14 protein-coding genes are annotated in these 17781 nt (G+C 35.0%); 5 read left to right on the top strand and 9 right to left on the bottom strand.

Annotated features, from left to right (window positions below; translation table 11 throughout):
• Positions 1–54 precede the first annotated feature (54 nt).
• From ACL9RH_RS05995 to ACL9RH_RS06005, 3 genes are all read right to left on the bottom strand, one after another.
• Entirely contained in the window at positions 55–1089 is a 1035-nt protein-coding gene (locus ACL9RH_RS05995; protein WP_422692432.1) for a threonine aldolase family protein, read from the bottom strand.
• A gap of 57 nt (positions 1090–1146) precedes the next feature.
• Positions 1147–1575, bottom strand: coding sequence for a hypothetical protein (locus ACL9RH_RS06000; RefSeq protein ID WP_422692433.1), 429 nt, complete (start codon positions 1573–1575; stop codon positions 1147–1149).
• A gap of 92 nt (positions 1576–1667) precedes the next feature.
• Complete coding sequence (locus ACL9RH_RS06005) at positions 1668–4679, bottom strand: reprolysin-like metallopeptidase (protein WP_422692434.1); 3012 nt, start codon at positions 4677–4679, stop codon at positions 1668–1670.
• A 318-nt stretch (positions 4680–4997) separates the two neighbouring features.
• Between ACL9RH_RS06005 and ACL9RH_RS06010 the strand changes: the two genes are divergently transcribed.
• Positions 4998–5651 carry a metal-dependent transcriptional regulator gene (locus ACL9RH_RS06010; RefSeq protein ID WP_422692435.1) on the top strand — a complete coding sequence of 218 codons (654 nt, stop codon included), beginning with the start codon at positions 4998–5000 and terminating at the stop codon, positions 5649–5651.
• A gap of 112 nt (positions 5652–5763) precedes the next feature.
• Here ACL9RH_RS06010 and ACL9RH_RS06015 read toward each other — a convergent pair whose 3' ends face one another.
• Entirely contained in the window at positions 5764–6678 is a 915-nt protein-coding gene (locus ACL9RH_RS06015; RefSeq protein WP_422692436.1) for a DMT family transporter, read from the bottom strand.
• Between the two features lie 112 nt (positions 6679–6790).
• Here ACL9RH_RS06015 and ACL9RH_RS06020 point away from each other — a divergent pair, with 112 nt between their 5' ends.
• Positions 6791–7264 carry an Lrp/AsnC family transcriptional regulator gene (locus tag ACL9RH_RS06020; protein ID WP_422692437.1) on the top strand — a complete coding sequence of 158 codons (474 nt, stop codon included), beginning with the start codon at positions 6791–6793 and terminating at the stop codon, positions 7262–7264.
• Positions 7265–7384: 120 nt separating this feature from the next.
• Here the strand turns inward: ACL9RH_RS06020 and ACL9RH_RS06025 are convergent, their stop codons facing one another.
• Positions 7385–9811, bottom strand: coding sequence for a TonB-dependent receptor (locus ACL9RH_RS06025; protein WP_422692438.1), 2427 nt, complete (start codon positions 9809–9811; stop codon positions 7385–7387).
• Between the two features lie 297 nt (positions 9812–10108).
• Between ACL9RH_RS06025 and blaIND the strand changes: the two genes are divergently transcribed.
• Entirely contained in the window at positions 10109–10831 is a 723-nt protein-coding gene (gene blaIND / locus ACL9RH_RS06030; RefSeq protein WP_422692439.1) for an IND family subclass B1 metallo-beta-lactamase, read from the top strand.
• 61 nt (positions 10832–10892) lie between these two features.
• Here the strand turns inward: blaIND and ACL9RH_RS06035 are convergent, their stop codons facing one another.
• The 4 genes from ACL9RH_RS06035 to ACL9RH_RS06050 form a co-directional block, all read right to left on the bottom strand.
• The gene (locus ACL9RH_RS06035) at positions 10893–12059 is read right to left on the bottom strand and encodes an aminotransferase class V-fold PLP-dependent enzyme (protein ID WP_422692440.1); all 1167 of its coding nucleotides are present in this window, start codon (positions 12057–12059) and stop codon (positions 10893–10895) included.
• A 230-nt stretch (positions 12060–12289) separates the two neighbouring features.
• On the bottom strand, positions 12290–13429 hold the full coding sequence (locus tag ACL9RH_RS06040; protein ID WP_422692441.1) for a hypothetical protein: 1140 nt from the start codon (positions 13427–13429) through the stop codon (positions 12290–12292).
• A gap of 26 nt (positions 13430–13455) precedes the next feature.
• The gene (locus tag ACL9RH_RS06045; protein WP_422692442.1) at positions 13456–14358 is read right to left on the bottom strand and encodes a TssN family type VI secretion system protein; all 903 of its coding nucleotides are present in this window, start codon (positions 14356–14358) and stop codon (positions 13456–13458) included.
• 54 nt (positions 14359–14412) lie between these two features.
• Complete coding sequence (locus tag ACL9RH_RS06050) at positions 14413–15330, bottom strand: type VI secretion system baseplate subunit TssG (RefSeq protein ID WP_422692443.1); 918 nt, start codon at positions 15328–15330, stop codon at positions 14413–14415.
• Between the two features lie 421 nt (positions 15331–15751).
• Between ACL9RH_RS06050 and ACL9RH_RS06055 the strand changes: the two genes are divergently transcribed.
• Both ACL9RH_RS06055 and ACL9RH_RS06060 read left to right on the top strand, forming a co-directional pair.
• Positions 15752–16543 carry a S1/P1 nuclease gene (locus tag ACL9RH_RS06055; protein ID WP_422692444.1) on the top strand — a complete coding sequence of 264 codons (792 nt, stop codon included), beginning with the start codon at positions 15752–15754 and terminating at the stop codon, positions 16541–16543.
• 339 nt (positions 16544–16882) lie between these two features.
• Positions 16883–17749, top strand: coding sequence for a sigma-70 family RNA polymerase sigma factor (locus tag ACL9RH_RS06060; RefSeq protein WP_002979276.1), 867 nt, complete (start codon positions 16883–16885; stop codon positions 17747–17749).
• The last annotated feature ends 32 nt before the right edge of the window (positions 17750–17781 follow it).

Raw genomic sequence — 17781 nt, forward strand, 5'->3', positions numbered from 1 at the left:
TATAAAAATGCTGCTCCATAATCCAAGAGCAGCATTTTTTATTTATATGTGTTGCTAATATAATTCCCTTTCAATGATTTCGATAAAACGATCCACAGCTTCATCTCCTGTATTCCATGAGGTGATCAATCTGATTGCAGAGAACTGATCATCTGTTTTTTTCCAGATATAGAATTCAAAATGCTCGGATAAAACCGCAATAAGATCACGATGTAAGATCGGGAAAATCTGGTTGGTATAGGTATCAGAAAGAAACTCCACTCCTTTTTTCTTCATTGCATTCTTGATTTTCATAGCCTGCTGATTTGCATGTTTGGCAAGATCAAAATACAGATTATCTTTCATCAGTTCCAAAAACTGTATACCCAGCAACCTTCCTTTTGCCAGTAAAGCCCCTTTTTGCTTAACATTAAAAGCGAAATCTTCCTGAAGAACAGGATTGTTAATAATGACAGCTTCACCAATCAAAGCACCATTTTTTGTTCCTCCCAGATAAAAAACATCGGTGAGCGAAGCTACGTTTTCCAATGTAAGATCACTAATTTCAGAAGTAAGGCCATGCCCTAATCTGGCTCCGTCCATGAACAGATACAAGTTGTTTTGTTTACAAAAAGTAGAAAGTTCCTCCAGTTCCTGCTTTTTATAAATAGTACCCAATTCTGTGGAGTTGGAAATATAAACCAGTTTTGGCATTACCTGATGAGGAATATTCCTATGATTTTCCAATATTGGAGTAATATCTGACGGTCTTAGCTTTCCATCTTCCGTTTCAATACTTAAAACCTTATGGCCTGTCGCTTCAATAGCTCCCGTCTCATTATTCAGAATATGACCTGTAGAAGCAGAAATAACACATTGATAAGGTTTTAAAATCGAAGAAATTACAATAAGATTGGCCTGAGTTCCGCCTGAAATTAAGAAAATTTCAGAATTCTGATTGTTAATTTTTTCTTTGATTAATGCCTTCGCTTTTAATGAATACTCATCTTCTCCATAGCCAGCCTGCTGATCAATATTATATTGTAAAAGTGCCTGCAAAATATTCGGGTGGCACCCTTCAGAATAATCGTTTTTGAATGAAAATTTCATAGAGTAAAAGTAAAAAGAAAATAGCTCTTATGAAACACTAACTATTTTTTATTATATTTATTTAACAGCATCATTAGGCTGCCCAATTTGAAACCCTTTTCCGGAATTTATATAAATTTTATATTTTTTTTTCCATTTTTTTTCCAGCGGTTCAATAAAATAAGAGATTCCATTCTCCATATAAGCTCCTGTCAGGCTTCCGGAAGCAATGGTTAAGGTAATAAGCTTTGTTCCATCTTCAGATTTTCCTTTAAAACTGTATACCTGCTCTTTTCTCAGTGGTTCTGTGGTTCTGTCTATCGTTATATATTTTGTTTCCTTACCATTTATATCATATAAATTAAAAATAATCTCTTTTCCCGCTCCCTCATTGAGTTTATTTTCCTTTATAAATTTATTAGGATTAAAATTAAATGTAAAGCTTCGGGATTGGCCAAAGGCATTACAAAACGACATAAGAAGCAGAAATAGTAAAATGTTTTTCATCTTTTTAAATAGTATTTTATAGATAGTATACAAATTCTATACAAAAAGAGAGCTATAATGATATAGCTCTCTTTTAAATATTATAGTTTCTATTATTTTTTGATAACTTTTGACTGATGAATCAGTGTTTTGTTATTCAACAATTTTAAAATATAAACACCGGTTTTGAATTTAGTGAAGTTAATAACTGAATTACTCATCGTATTACTCTCCATTAATCTTCCTGAAGCATCATAAATTTCATAATCGGTTATTTTCTCATCACTGTATACCTGAAGAAAATCTTTTACAGGGTTCGGAACCAAACCAATTGTTTTTTTAGCAATCTCTTTGGTATTTAATACAGAAGTAATATTTAAAGTAATATTGTTTCTGCTTAACTGGTAACAAACTTTAGCCTGATTAAGCTCAGCAATAGATTTATTAAGCAACGCACTTTCTGCTCCGGCAAACGAAATACCCTGTACTGTATATGTACCTACTGGTAACGTTGTAAAGTTGGCTGTTGAACTTGTAGCAATTATTGTATTGGTGGCAGTATTAATCGCTGCATAGGTGAAACTAATACCTGCAGGCGCACTTACAGTATCATAGAATTGCCCAGGCCCGTTAATGCTAAGGACAACACTTGATCCTGCAGGAGTACTGCTCAGATTTCTTGAAGTCATAAAATACTCTACACCCTTTTCAAGATTTACAGTGAATGTTCTGTAATAAGTAAAGCTGGTTCCTGTTCCTGAATACACCGCATTAGAAGTAAGGAAATTAGCTGCCCCCGTTTGGGTCCCTTTATATAAAGTAATAGCCACTCCGCTTGGAGAAGGATAGCTTAATGTATAGCTTCCTGTTTCTGTTGCTTTGAATTTTAACGGAAGCATACTTGAACTTGCATTAAGCAGATAAGGAGCTGTTTGTGCCTGATTGAATATATACCAGCTATTGGCAACCATATTCGCAGCATCGAAAGTAAGCGTTTTGGAATTATAGGTATCATTAGATGGTGTCTGCGGTACCAGATTAAGATTAGATTGTGCACTTCCCTGTATTGCTGTTATCACTTTCGGATTATCTACCATAATGGTTTGGAAAGCATTACAACTGGAACTGATGATAAAATTAGTATCAGAAACATCAAAAAATTCTGCATAATCATTGATCACTGCAGTGACTTTTATTCTTGCTTTATTGGTATAAGGAACAAACGGCAAAGTTACAGCTGCTGTTCCATTATTAGGAACATTGGAAGCCAGTACATAGGGGAAAGTATCTCCACCGTCAGTAGAAAGAAGGACATTTACGGTATTTTTCAGAACATTGGTCTGGTTTACATCCCATGTTACATTCATGCTCGTTTCAGCATTTACCGTCACATTTGAATTGGGATAGGTCACTGCTAAAGGCCCCTGGTTAGTTACTGTTACAACAACCTGATCAGAATCTGCTCCCCCTGAGACCACACTGTTATCTCTTACAGTAAATCTCATTTTCATTGTTCTGGCTACCAAAGGAAGTGCTTCTGCTTCATTTACAGGAGGATTATTCTGGTTATTCAGAACAAATTTCATTTTTGGAAAGTATCGTTCAGTGGTCGTGGTACTCTGCTCAGATCTGAACAATGGTGCTGTTGTACTGTTTACAGCAGAATATCCGCCACTTCCGTTGATTGTACTTCCAAAAGCTCCTTTATCATTAGCCGTAGCAACATCTACCTGATCCCAGGTATAGGAAAGGTTCGTATCTTCGGCATCACTTGCTATTCCTTTCAGTTTAAAAGGAGTATTTTTTGGAATGCTTATAGCTGTATTCCCCGGATTAGCCGTAGGTGGTGTATTATTCACCGCCACAGAAGTATAGCATGTGGAAGATACTGCTAATGTATTTAAAATCTGATCAATACTTTTAGCATGGAAATAATTTAACCCGTTATTTCCGGTATTGGTTTGATCGACAGGCGTAGTACAGTTATTTTTGTAAGCCATTATAGTAGATCCGGAACCAGGCTCTGTAGCTGCAGCAGAATTCCATCCGGAAGTACAGAATGTAGGGCTTGAAGAAGTTCCTCCTACCGCGTTATAGGTATGCCCTGCTCCAAACTGGTGCCCCATTTCATGAACAATCAAATTGGCTGACAAGGATTTCGGCATAGAGAGTGTCCACTGGCTCCAGGCTCTTGCTTTTAGAGATGCAGTACATGGACGAGGGCCAGCCTGTCCCTGAGCACTTCCTCCTGTTCCTGGCATAATGTTAAAAGTATGGCCGATATCGTAGTCTGCATAAGGCAGCGTTCCGTTCGTATTCATAGTATCAAAACCGGATTGTGAATTAGCCGCTGAGGCAAAAGAAGGATCTATTGTAAAAGGATCTGTTGCTCCATCAGTAAAAATCAGGGTCTTGTTAGTGGTTTTATCGATTAATGAAAAGGAAATAGATAATTCCGATTCATATATCTGATTGATCAGGTTCATCATAGCGACCAGTTCTCCTAAAGCGGCATCCTGATTTCCTAAAGCCGTTGTAAATTCACCAGTTGTTGCTACGGCCATTCTAAAGGTTTTCAATGTGTTTCCGTAAGGAAATCCTGACGCAGACTTCTGAACGTTAAGCCCTTTGGCTACAGCTTCTAGGCTTGCTTTAAAATCATTTTCATCGGTTCCGCATGTAAATTTTTCCCCAAACATCTCAAAAGAGTTGTAAATACGGTATTCCCCTTTTTTAGTTTTATAAGGTTCAATAATATAATATCCCGTACCGGATTTAACCATTGCGGAGATTTCATTACCCACAAGTGTAAGTTTTATCTTATCCTTTTTGTCCTTTGAATATCCGTCAAAAGCGACAATATTATCAATTTTTCTGTTTAAAAGATTATTTTCAGATAGAATAAACTCTTTTTTAGTACCATCAATAAGCGTTAAAACAATAGATTGGTTTCTAATTTTTTCAGAATTTTTTCTATCTGTGTTAACGCTTCTTTTAAAATCGTCAATATTCAATTTAAAAGTGGTTCCCGGAAGGTCTTCACTGCTAAGACCATTGGGTTTTAATACCTGCGCATTCAAGTAAAAGGATGCACAAATTGAAAGGAAAGTAATTTTTAATTTCATTGCTCTATTTTTTGCGAAGTTAAGATAAGTAATTAATCAACAAATCACTTAAAAATGAAAAAAAGCAAATACAAATTACACATATATTAAAAATAACATACATAATTAAAATAATTAAAAATAATATTCATCAAACAATAGAAATAATAAAATGACAAAATCTTCTGACATTCCATGTTACACTTTCATTTTAAACTATTTACAACTAATGATATTTTTGTAAAAAAATTAATGATGATTTGGATGAACTTTTTAATTCATAAGCAGAAGAGATTTAATTTTATTTTGTTAGATTTGTAGTGAAAATCATCTAACATTTTGAAAACAACCCTAACAGAAGAGAATTACCTGAAAGCTTTGTTTCATTTAGTTGACAATGAAGGAAAGGTTACGATTAATGAGCTCAGCAAATTTTTAAATGTAAAAATGCCGAGTGTCAATAACATGATGAAAAAATTTGCAGAAAAGAAGTGGGTCATTTACGAAACCTATAAACCTCTGATCGTGACAGAAAGCGGAAGGCGTGAAGCTGCGCTCGTTGTCCGTAAACACAGACTTACCGAGATGTTTTTGGTGAAAAAAATGAACTTTGGCTGGGAAAATGTTCATGAGATTGCGGAACAGCTGGAACACGTTCATTCACAGGTTTTCTTTGATAAAATGGATGAGATTTTAGATTATCCTAAATTTGATCCCCATGGTGAACCTATTCCTGATAAAGACGGAAACATTATCTCCCAAGATCTACAAAAGTTAAGTAACTGTGAGGTAGGAGAAACGGTGGTTTTTGCCTCTGTGACGCTTTCCGATGACGCTTTCCTTACTTATCTGAATGACAGAAAACTGCTCCTAAATACCAAAGTAAAAGTTGTAAAAGTGGAAAGTTTTGATAAATCAATGACGATAGAAATTGAAGGCAAGACTGAAATTTTAAGCAAAAAAGCAACTGAGAAAATATTGGTTAAGAAATAATTTTAACGATAAAATAAGCCTCACATATTAAAAACTATGAGGCTTATCATTTCATAAATTTATAGTATAAAGGCTTTTGAAACCTACTCTTTTCCATTTATAACAATTCAGATTAGTTTACTTTTTCCTGTATTATTTTAGCTTTCCTGGGTTTTATACTCAATAGAAAAATCGTTGAAATAATAAATAAGCTTCCAATCCAATCAATTAAAGAGTATGAAACATTCAGCCAAATCACTGCTAAAATAGTTGCAGACAGAGGTTCGATAGAGGCAAGAAGACTTGTTTTCTGCCCTCCGATGATCTGAACGGCGGATAGATAGAAATAAAAAGCGATCAATGTCCCGAAAAGTACGATAAACGCAGTATATCCAAATGTCTGAAAATCCCATTCCCCTTGAATATCCCACGGAGCTTTTACAAAACTGAAAACGATACCGGCACAAAGCATTCCCCATCCAATGACCAGAGATGATTTGTATTTTGATAAAAGTTTTACAGGCTGCAATGTATAAATAGCTAATGCAACAGCTGAAGCCAAACCAAAGAATAAAGCAGTCCCGGAAATAGAAAGGCTGGATGCATCTCCATGAGTCACCAATAAAAACGTTCCGACTACGGCTAAAATTATTGCTGCTATTTCTACCAAAATAGGAATTCTTTTATTTTTAAAAGCAAGGTATAAAGCAATAATAACCGGTCCTGCATACTGTAGAACAGTTGCTGTAGCAGCATTAGAATGCTTTATGGCCGCAAAGTACGTATATTGAACCGCAAGCATTCCGGTTATACTGAAAACAACAAGCTGTATGACATCCTTTTTATTTTTCCAGATTTCAAAAAGATCCGTTTTATCCCCAAGCTTAGCATACAGCAAAAGACATATCCCCGAAATAAGCAAGCGTATAGTAATCAGCCACTCAATATTAACTCCCCGCTTTTGAAAAAGAAACTGTGCAAATGTTCCGGAAACACCCCAAAATAATGCAGCCAATACTGCCAGAAAAAAACCTTTTATTACATTCATAATTATAAATTATATTTAAAATGCAAAATTGCATCAAATACTACTTTATTTTTCATGAAATCTGAATACTAATTTGCAATTTTGTTTCATCAAACTCTATAATTTTGAAAAAATGAATGACCTTGATCACTTTGACCTACAAATTCTTGAGATCCTACAAAAGAATAATCTTACCCCACAAAGAGATATTGGGGATCGTATAGGTCTGTCTGCCGCCGCAGTACAGAGAAGAATCAAAAGAATGCGGGAAACAGGAATTATCAAAGCAGATATTTCTGTGATTGATACGGAGAAAGTAAAACATTCTGTAACACTTATTGTAGAAGTCTTTCTTGAAAGAGATAAAATTGATCTCATAGATCAGGCACAGACACTTTTTACTTCTGCTCCTGAAGTTCAGCAATGCTATTATGTTACAGGAGAATCGGATTTTGTACTCATAATTGTGGTTTCCTCTATGAAAGATTATGAACAGCTTACCCGCAGAATATTCTACAGCAATGATAATATCAAACATTTCAGAACGCTAGTTTCCATGAATACGGTAAAATCAGGGCTTGAAATTCCAATCGATATGCTGTTATAATATCAAAAATAATTCTCTATTTTACGTAATAATAGATTCTAACTGAAATTGTTAAAAACATTATCAACAATTATTATACTAAAAGTGACTCATTTATAAAGCCACTTTTAGTATAATCTATTAAAAAGGTACAATCAATTTCAAAGAGATATTTCTTCCCATATTATAAATATTGCCCAAGTATTTTAAACGGCTAAGATGAGACTGATAGGCTCGGTCCATTACATTATTTACCTGAAACTGCAGGACTGCAGAACGGTTTTCAGAATAATGTATTTCTACCGCTGTACCAATATTAAATAATGTATAATCCGGGGTCGCTGTTTCTGTATGATCCAAGCCCAGATATCTGTTTTGTGCGGCTGAAAATTCTACTTCGGCTGTAGGTGTCACAGATGAAATTAACTTTGATCCAACAGATATTTTCTGAGATATATTTCCCGATAATTTCAGGGGAGAAATTAAAGGAAGATATTCTCCCTGAGTTTCTTTATTTTTAAATATCTTATCCCGATTGAATCCGTAAATAAGAGATAAGTTGGCTTCAGCATTAAATCCTTTCCATTTTTCCGGATGTAATGACAGCCATGCTTCCATTCCGTAAAGTTGAGCTGAAGACTGTTGGTATTGGTAAGTTTTATTTCCTTGTGAATCTACCACAGGGCTTCCCTGCGGATCTACCAATAATGACAAATAAATATAATTCTGGATATTATTGTTGAACCAGCTTACTTCTGCTGAGAAATCTTTAAAACGTGTACTGATTCCCAAATCTTCCTGTAATGAAAATTCGGGGTCGAAATTTCGGTTTCCTTTGTAAATGATATGTGCCCCGGGATCCAACCCATTCGAACCAATTTCTGTAATATTAGGAGCTCTGTAACTTCTTCCAATATTAGCTTTAAGACTGATCTGCTTTGTTAATTGAATTGCAGAGCCTATACTGGCTGATAAACCGCCAAATGTTTTATTATAAGCATCAAAACCAAGACGCGTATTTGGTGATGCCTGAGCGGTCTGTTCTTCAAATTGAGTAACGGGATTGGTTTGAATATAAAAATTATCCCAACCAATTTTTCTGATATCATAACGAACTCCTCCACTGATGTTCAGCTTTTTGTATTTCCATTTGATATAAGTATAGATACCACCTTCATTTAAGTCATAATCGGGAATAGGAAAATCTGTCGCTGATTCATTTTTATTGTTTTGTATCATTCCATTAATTCCTGTGGAAATTTCAAAGGAAGAAAATTTAGGAAAGTTATAACGTGCCCCATAATTTAATGTATTTAGACGGACGTACATTCCGGGTTGTGAAGGAGCCGTAGGATGATTATATTCTCTACGGACGTTCTGCTGTAAAGCTAACTGAACGTCAAGATCTCCTTTACCCATCTGTTGATTGTGCTGGGCATAGAGCCTGTAATGCTGAATCCTTTGGTGTAAAGGGGAAAGAGTATAAGAATTAAGATTTTTTTGTGAAACAATGGGCCTTTTTTCAACATCGTCATCATCTCCCTCTTCGGTCTGATAGGTGAATTTTCCTGTTTTTGGATCCCGGCTTCCGTCAGGAATTCCCTGTAGATTATCATATAATGTAAAATTGATCTTTGAGAAGCTTGTAGTGGTTTTGCTCCCTAACAGAAAAGAAAAGTTCTTTTCTTCAAAATTAGTATTGTAAACTCTTCCATCTATAGGATTTCTGTAATTCTTTGCCATTCTGTAGGAAGCGTTTAATGATGCTATAAAAGAATTCTTTTTGTATCCTAACTGCATTCCGTTACCTATAAGATCATTATTACTCTGATATTCACTGGTTATTTTTCCGTGTACTATACCATCATTCTGAGCGGGCATATAGGGAAAAAGACTTACTACACCTGCTAAAGCATCGGAACCAAACATAAGGCTTGCAGGTCCTTTTATCACTTCTGCCCGTTCTATAATATAAGGAGCGACTTCTATACCATGTTCATCTCCCCACTGCTGTCCTTCCTGGCGTATACCGTCATAAAGAGTCAATACTCTATTATATCCTAATCCTCTTATAAAAGGTTTTGAAATATTAGGCCCTGTTTCTACAACACTCAATCCTGGTGCAGATTTCACCAATGAGCTTATGATGTTGGTAGCCACAGCCCTTTCAATCTGTTTTGTGGAAATACTGAGAATGGCCACAGGCGTTTCTTTAATTAAAGTTTCTCTTGAAACTCCTGTTATTGCTATTTCATCTATGGTATGAGCATTTCGAAGAACAATATCCGGAATTATTGTCATTTTTTTCTCTACAACTATTTCCTGCTCATACTCCCCGTACCCTTTTGCCTTTATGACAAGGGTGTAACTTCCAGGATTCAGGCCCTCAATCGTATAATCACCATTTTTATTGACAATTGTTTTTGTGGAAGTATCTTTTAGCATAACTTCAGCAGTTGTAGTATCACCATTTTCAAAAAGGAGTTTCCCCATTATTCCGGTCTCCTGAGCATTTACTATCGAAGCAATAGAGATAGCAGATGCAGACAGCATCGATCTGAAATTCATATACATTAATATTTTTATTATGTCCGTTAAGTTTTGGAAAATGGTTATTAATAAAACTCAAAAGTAGTAAAAAAAACAATATAGCAACTATGTTGCATTATTTAATTTTAAATTTATTGATTCTGAGGTCGGAACATTATCAAAAGAAATATTAGGAGCTTTTTAACTGTTAAAAAACGGTTAAACTCTGTGTCATACAATATTTGATCTTTTAAATTTATTAGGTTTGCAAAACTTTGTACTTATTTTGTCTTTCTTGCCATTCTTAGTATTATAATCATCCATCTTAAAAAAATTATGAAAAAAAGTATTTCGATTTTCGTCCTTTCAATGCTGTTAAGCCCTTTTGCAAATGCACAACAGGTAAGAGATTTTGTGATTGAACCTCAAATTCAACCTAATTTCTACATCTATAAAACTTTCGGGGTATTTGGAGGGAAAGAATATTCAACTAACGCGGTATATCTTGTAACCAAAAAAGGGGTTGTCCTGTTTGATGTTCCATGGCAGAAAACACAATATCAAAGTCTATTGGATACTATTCAGAAACGTCACAACCTTCCGGTAATTGCTGTGTTTGCGACTCACTCCCACGAGGACAGAGCCGGAGATTTAAGTTTTTATAACAAGAAAGGAATCAAGACCTATGCTACTGCAAAAACGAATGAAATTCTTAAAAAAGAAGGAAAAGCTACTTCTACAGAAATTATAAAAACAGGGAAACCATATCGTATCGGAGGGGAAGAATTCACTGTAGATTTCTTGGGTGAAGGTCATACTGCAGATAATGTTGTGGTTTGGTTTCCTAAATACAAAATATTGGATGGCGGCTGTCTTGTAAAAAGTAAATCAGCGGTTGATCTTGGCTATACCGGAGAGGCAAATGTTGCCCAGTGGCCACAAACAATGGAAAAATTGAAATCTAAATATGCACAGGCCATTCTGGTTATTCCCGGACATGATGAATGGAAAGGCGGTGGACATGTAGAACATACCCTCGAGCTATTGAATAAAAAATAAAATGAAAAGCCCTGGCAAATGCCAAGGCTTTTTGAATATCTTAAAAACGGGTTTAAAAAAATTACTGTGTTAAAAGTTGTGAAACTTTTTCTATTTCTTCCAGTGTATTGAAATAATGTGGAGATAATCGTATAGCTTGATCTACATTTTTAAGGGTAAAATCGATCAATGCATTATTTTTATCGTTTACCTTAAAGTATACATTATGATCAGCAAGTATTTTACTACTTCTATCAACCTTTCCGTCTTTCTCACAAAAAGTAATGATACTGCCCAATCTATTCCCTTTATCTAAAATCCTAAAACCGTTATTCTGAAGATTCGTTCTTAATGTTTCAGCAAGTTTAAGGTTATAATTTTCAATATTAAGCATTCCTATTTCGTTAGCATATCGTAATGCTTCTTTCAAACCAATAAGATCAGCATTAGACCTTTCAAAGAGTTCAAATCTCTTTGCAGTTTTATTCAACAGATAATCATCAAAAGTTGTCCATTGAGCTCCATTACTGTCTAAAAACAAAGGAGCAAAACCTTCGTTCAGCACACGATCTGAAACATATAAAAATCCTGTTCCTGTTGGTCCTCTCATGAACTTTCTTCCTGTTACCGTTAAAAAATCACAATGGATTTCTTCAACATCAACAACAATCTGCCCAACAGACTGGCACGCATCTACCAAATAAAGAATATTATATTCCTTACAAAGCTTTCCTACCCCTTCTACATCCTGAATAAGACCTGAGCTTGTCGGAATGTGAGTGACTGCAATCAGTTTGGGATGATGCTTTTTGATCAAACTTTCAAAATCTTCCAAATCCAGCTCATTATCTGGTAGATTAGCAACTCTGATGATCTTAATATGATATCTTTTCTGCAAAGAAATAAAAGCAATCTGGTTGGATATATAATCATCATTAGTCGTAATGATGGAATCACCTTCTTGAAAAGAAATACTGGATAAAGCTTTTGCATAGCCATCTGTAGAACTGTTTACAAAGGCAATATTGGAAGGTTTGGTATTGATGAGTTTTGCTGCTTCTTCATAAAAACCACCTATCTTCTCAGAGTCTCTACCGGCTAATGCATACCCCCCTATTTGCTGCTCTTCATATAGATAATTAACCACCGAATCTACAACGCTTTTTGGCATTAATGATGAACCGGCACTGTTTAAAAATATCTTATCTGAACATCCCGGGGTGTCCTGTCTTATTTTTTCTACATTCATTTTCTCTAAATCGTAAAACGAATTTACTTCTATCTTTTTTAATATGAAAGCTGTTTAAACATTTTTATTTGATCGCAAAAAACATACAAGTTTTTATTTTTAAGCACTTTAGCGTATTTTAGAAAATGTAAGAAAATAAAATTCATACATTTTTTTTATACAAAGTTTAAACAAATTTATAAATAAAAATTCCCGAATTTTCATCCGGGAAATATACTTTAAAAGTTATATTAATCTAAAACACTCCATCCTCTCTTCGGATTCGTGTTTGTAGTAACTTCCTGTTCGTTAACAATAATATTTTCTTTTCTTTGACCAATGTAATCAAGCTCACTTAGCTTAGCAAAGATAGTTTCCAAACTTCTCAGCATTTGCTGGATATAAAGTAATGGTTCTCCACAATTGTGATGATCATAGTTGGTTTCTGCAACAATAGAAAGTTGGTTCAGTAAAGTATGAGGCGCAATTTCGCTCCATTCCAAGCTATAATTAAGCATTTCCTCCAATTCTGCAGGAACCAGAAGTTGTGTGGAATTGTACAGATGAAGAGCCAGTCTTGCAAAAGATTCAATTAAAAATACAGGCGGTTGCCAAGGCGTAATATTTCTGAACTGAAAATACATATCCCCAAAAGTATTCACCATTGTAGTACACAAAAATTTAACGTTTTGTGCTAAAGCTGTATTCTGATTTTTGTGTGATGCCTTCTGAATGATTTTAAAAGCGTACTGCTGAAGGTTTCCGATAGATTTCGCATAGCTGCTGTAATAATCTACCAAAGCCGGATGACTTTGAATTGAAGTACAAGGCGGAATAAAATTAGAATCTACCTGTGCTATGTTTCCTTTTAAATCTACTTTACCGATAATCAGGTAATTTCCTCCTGAATAGCTGCTGTTAAGAGAAGTAACAGGAAGCAGTTCAATATGATGGTTGGGCTGTGCGCTTGGGTGACGTGGCGGAATTTCTTCCGGGTCAATATCACCAAAAGGCACTTTATCAAAAGGATTTACAGAGATCAGAATATAATATTCTCCGTCTGCCTGCTCCTCGTTCATCGATTTTGCCAAAGATTTCACACTGATTCTTCGGTCGGTAAGCTCAATACGGTAACCAGCCATCGTCACGGCACTGCAACGTTTGATAACAAGCTGTACGTCATTGGTTGCTGTATTGTGAACATCAAATATCGTACGGTCAGTAAATTCGGTAGAAATAGGCAGAAGTCCGTAATTATATGTCGTAATTCCAAGAGAATTGGAATCTCTGATGGTGTCAATTAAAAAGTTATCCTGATCATTAAGGTGTCTCTGGGAAACTTTCATCCCATCTACCCAATTGATTGCAAAATGTTTAATAGGCTGTATCATGTTTAATCTTTTTTAAAATTTTGTGTTTATGGTTTTCTTACGATCCCTTCTTCTTCATGCTGAATAACTCTCTTACAGATCACCACTTCATTTTCAGAAATGTTGTTTGTCATAATATCATGATCGAAATCGATATATTTTCTAAAACTGAAAAATGATTTTTTAGTGTAGAAAATCCAGTAGTAAGGCTCATTTCCTTCATCGGAAAGATGAATAATAGATCCCGGGTTTTTATGATTATAATCGTCTACCACTCTGTAAAACCAATCTCCAAAGGTAACTCCTGTCGGAAGGGTTTTTGCTTTGATTCTGAATCTATTGGTATCTTCAAGGTTTTTGCTCAATTCAACATTCAAGACCATTAAACGGTCAAAATCTGCTCCTTCGAAATCCGGAAGTTTCTGTTCCGGAGAATATCTCCATGTTTTATAGATATCAAAAGGAATGCTGATAAACTGAATATAGCAGTAATAAAATACCATTGGAACAACAAAGATCAGCATACTTGTTGCAGCCATCACGGCATATCCTGTTCCTCTGCTCACCCAGTTAAAAATTAAAGTAAAAAGATATCCTCCCAAAACCATACAGGTTATCGAAAGAATAGACTCAAACAGAATGCTCATGGCAAGAGATTCTATATGTTTTTTGAAGTATCTGTGTAATAAATTAACGTGAATAATCCCAAAGATAAGATAGATCACCTGTGCAATAAGATACCAGTATGGGTTAAAAAGATTTCCTGCAAATCCGAAAATACCAGGTAATGACAGACATAAGCTGCAAAGAAGAACGTAAACAATAATCACTTTAATCTTTATCGCAGGTTTATTTCTTCTGATGATTCCTAAAATAACCATCATAATAATTGCGATTAAAGGCATTAAAATATACCTTAAAAAAATACCTTTTACTGAAGAGATTTCCATTTGTTTCTTTTCGAATTTATACTTTGTTGGTAATTGTAAATATAATAAAATAATTTAGAGAAAGGTAGAATATCCAAGGCGGCTCGCATTTCTCTCGTCGTCCTCAAGGCTGAAAGAATATTCCACTTTTTCCGTTACGAAATTCTCCTCCACGTCTACAGTTACAGGAAGAAAATAGTCATACAGAGCCTGAAGCACTTTTCTGAACGGGCTTCCCGGGATATATCGCTTCATATCCTCATAAGGAATCGGTCCGATATTCACGACCCAGTTTCGTTGTCCGTCCATATGTCTTCCACTCGGAATGTACGTTACTCCAAGTCTTGAATTCCCCAATAGCATAGAATCATCATTTTTCTCGATTTCATCAATAATATTGGGAGAAAAGGTAACTTCTACCGGTACCTGCAGAAAAGCGGTCATACATCTTTCGAACCATTTTTTATCACCTCTGATCTGGTGGAAAAAAGGTAAAATATGCATGAATATATAGGCATTCTGCTTATCCAGCATCTTAATTAGCGGCCAAAGCTCACTCACCGTTTCCATGAGGGCATCTGTATGGCTTGTAATATCAAATTCGGATTCTTTAAGCAGAGCACTGATTTCTGTAAAGAATACTTCCAGTTCAAAAGGACGGAAAAACTTTCGGGCATCATCTTCTACCCTTTTCTGTTTACGGATTTCCCGAACCACACTGTCCACATTCTTTCTGGATGTTCCTAATGAAGGCGGATGGAACAGCCCTTCCGGAAGATAGTCATAAATACCTTCCCTGTAACTTTCTATCGTAAAAACTTCCTCGTCGAAACCCAAATAGCTGCTCGAAATACTTTTAATATCTTTCAGATAAGCACGGTCGTTGATGCCTACCCGCTCTATGAATATATTACTTACAGCCCGATGATATTTCAAAAGGTTAACAGCCACAGCTTCAGCCTTAAAGTCTGTCTGCAGCTTATTGTAATTCATGTCTACAATATTATTCTCATACATAGTGTTTCCCCTGATTATGACTTGTAAAGATAATATATCTCTCAAGTTTGAAAAAATATTTTGCTAGTAATTTTGCCCTAAAAGTAATAATTTATTAAGACTAACCGTAAAAATTTTCAACAAATACCGTAAAAATACGGTAATATAGAGGATTTTGAAATGTCTTCAATTTAGAAATCAATCATTTACAAGTCAGAGTTTTAAAGGTGATATTCAAAATTTAAAAGGATAAACTTCACTTCCCTATTCTTCTTTTATTACTTTTTACCCATTCTCTGCAGTCAGATTTTATTTAGATTAATTTTTATTAACATAATATTATAGAATAAATTTCTGATAATTGATGCTCATTCGAAAACCGGACCGTATCTTTGCAGACTGAAAATTGTTATTTAAAATGAAAAGTATTTATTCTAAAATTCTGATTTTAGCATTCATTTCCTCTTCACTTTATTCTTATGCTTGGGGACTTACCGGGCATAGAGTTATTGCAGATATTGCAGAAAACCACCTTTCCAGAAAGGCAAGAAGAGAGATTAAAAAAATGATGGGGAGAGAACGTCTTGCGTATTGGGCAAACTGGCCAGATTTTATCAAATCTGATACAACAGGTGCGTGGAAGCAGGCTTCATCTTGGCATTATGTAAACATTGATCCACAAACAGATTTTAAAGCTTTTGAGCAAAATTTAAAAGCACAGGCAGGACCAAGTCTTTACACTCAGGTGAAAACACTTTCAAGCCAGATCAAGGACAAAAATACTTCTGAAAAAGACAGAAAAATTGCTTTGATTTTCCTTATTCACATTATGGGAGATCTTGCACAGCCATTACACGTTGGAAGAGCAGAAGATTTAGGCGGAAACAAAATCAATGTAACGTATTTCGGAGAGAAAACAAACTTACACTCTGTTTGGGATGGTAAATTGGTAGACTCACAAAAATACAGCTATACTGAATACTCTAAACTTTTGGATATTAAATCTAAGGAAGAAGTTGCACAGATTCAGACCGGTACATTAGAAGACTGGTTGTATGATTCTCACAAGATTGCCAACAAAATATATGCACAGACTCCTAACGATTCCAAATTGTCTTTTGACTATCAGTACAAATTCAATGATACGGTTGAGAGACAGCTTCTTTATGGAGGTTTGAGATTGGCAAAAGTTCTTAACGATCTTTTCTAATTGAAAAAATAAAATTAAAAATAGTAAAAACGGAACTTCGGTTTCGTTTTTTTTGTTTAAAGCTAAAATCTAAAACTTGAATATATATCCTTTATCAGAATTTTAATGATATTATACACAAAATATTCCGAACATCTATTCTTTCTCTATTAAAAAACAAAAATAATTCATAAATAAAAGATAAATTTTAAAACACTAAATATCAATAGATTAAATCTATAAAAGAGTCATTAATGTACTTTTTATCTTACATTTTACAAAAAAACATTGCACCCTGTGTAACCTTTTCATGTTTTCAAACGTATATTATATAGTAACTCTTTTTTGAGGATAAAATAAATGAGACAATTAAAAATCACTAAGCAGGTTACCAACAGGGAAACTGCTTCATTAGACAAGTATTTGCAGGAAATTGGTAAAGTGGAACTGATCACTGCGGACGAAGAAGTAGAATTGGCACAAAGAATACGTGCAGGTGATAGAGCCGCACTAGAGAAATTAATCAAAGCCAACCTTCGTTTCGTAGTTTCTGTATCCAAGCAATACCAAAATCAAGGTCTTTCTTTACCCGATTTGATCAATGAAGGTAACTTAGGATTGATGAAAGCGGCAAAAAGGTACGATGAAACTAGAGGTTTCAAATTTATCTCTTATGCAGTATGGTGGATCCGTCAATCAATTTTGCAGGCATTGGCAGAGCAATCAAGAATTGTAAGACTTCCGTTGAACAAAATTGGTTCCATCAACAAAATTAATAAAGCATACGCTCACCTTGAGCAGGAAAATGAAAGACCACCTTCTCCGGAAGAATTGGCTGAAGTTCTTGACATGAGCGAGGAAGATATTAAAGAATCTATGAAAAACTCCGGAAGACACCTGTCTATGGATGCACCTTTAGTGGAAGGTGAAGATTCTAATCTTTATGATGTATTGCGTTCAGGAGAATCTCCAAGTCCTGATAAAGATCTGATGCTTGAATCTCTACAAATTGAGATTGAAAGAGCATTGAATACTTTAACGCCAAGAGAGGCAGATTTGGTAAGACTATATTTCGGACTGAACGGGAAACACCCAATGACTTTAGAGGAAATTGGTGAAACTTTCGATCTTACAAGAGAGAGAGTTCGTCAGATCAAAGAAAAAGCAATTAAGAGACTAAAACACAATACCAGAAGTAAGATCCTTAAATCTTACCTAGGTAAATAATTTTAGCGTAACAAATGTATAGCGGAGTCTGT

Origin of the sequence: Chryseobacterium sp. Mn2064 (genome assembly GCF_049319685.1) — a bacterium.
Classification (GTDB): Bacteria; Bacteroidota; Bacteroidia; order Flavobacteriales; family Weeksellaceae; genus Chryseobacterium.

Coding starts and splice junctions, on each gene's coding strand:
- ACL9RH_RS05995 (WP_422692432.1), bottom strand. CDS start 1,089: ATGAAATTTTCATTCAAAAACGATTATTCTGAAGGGTGCCACCCGAAT.
- ACL9RH_RS06000 (WP_422692433.1), bottom strand. CDS start 1,575: ATGAAAAACATTTTACTATTTCTGCTTCTTATGTCGTTTTGTAATGCC.
- ACL9RH_RS06005 (WP_422692434.1), bottom strand. CDS start 4,679: ATGAAATTAAAAATTACTTTCCTTTCAATTTGTGCATCCTTTTACTTG.
- ACL9RH_RS06015 (WP_422692436.1), bottom strand. CDS start 6,678: ATGAATGTAATAAAAGGTTTTTTTCTGGCAGTATTGGCTGCATTATTT.
- ACL9RH_RS06020 (WP_422692437.1), top strand. CDS start 6,791: ATGAATGACCTTGATCACTTTGACCTACAAATTCTTGAGATCCTACAA.
- ACL9RH_RS06025 (WP_422692438.1), bottom strand. CDS start 9,811: ATGAATTTCAGATCGATGCTGTCTGCATCTGCTATCTCTATTGCTTCG.
- blaIND (WP_422692439.1), top strand. CDS start 10,109: ATGAAAAAAAGTATTTCGATTTTCGTCCTTTCAATGCTGTTAAGCCCT.
- ACL9RH_RS06035 (WP_422692440.1), bottom strand. CDS start 12,059: ATGAATGTAGAAAAAATAAGACAGGACACCCCGGGATGTTCAGATAAG.
- ACL9RH_RS06040 (WP_422692441.1), bottom strand. CDS start 13,429: ATGATACAGCCTATTAAACATTTTGCAATCAATTGGGTAGATGGGATG.
- ACL9RH_RS06045 (WP_422692442.1), bottom strand. CDS start 14,358: ATGGAAATCTCTTCAGTAAAAGGTATTTTTTTAAGGTATATTTTAATG.
- ACL9RH_RS06050 (WP_422692443.1), bottom strand. CDS start 15,330: ATGAATTACAATAAGCTGCAGACAGACTTTAAGGCTGAAGCTGTGGCT.
- ACL9RH_RS06055 (WP_422692444.1), top strand. CDS start 15,752: ATGAAAAGTATTTATTCTAAAATTCTGATTTTAGCATTCATTTCCTCT.
- ACL9RH_RS06060 (WP_002979276.1), top strand. CDS start 16,883: ATGAGACAATTAAAAATCACTAAGCAGGTTACCAACAGGGAAACTGCT.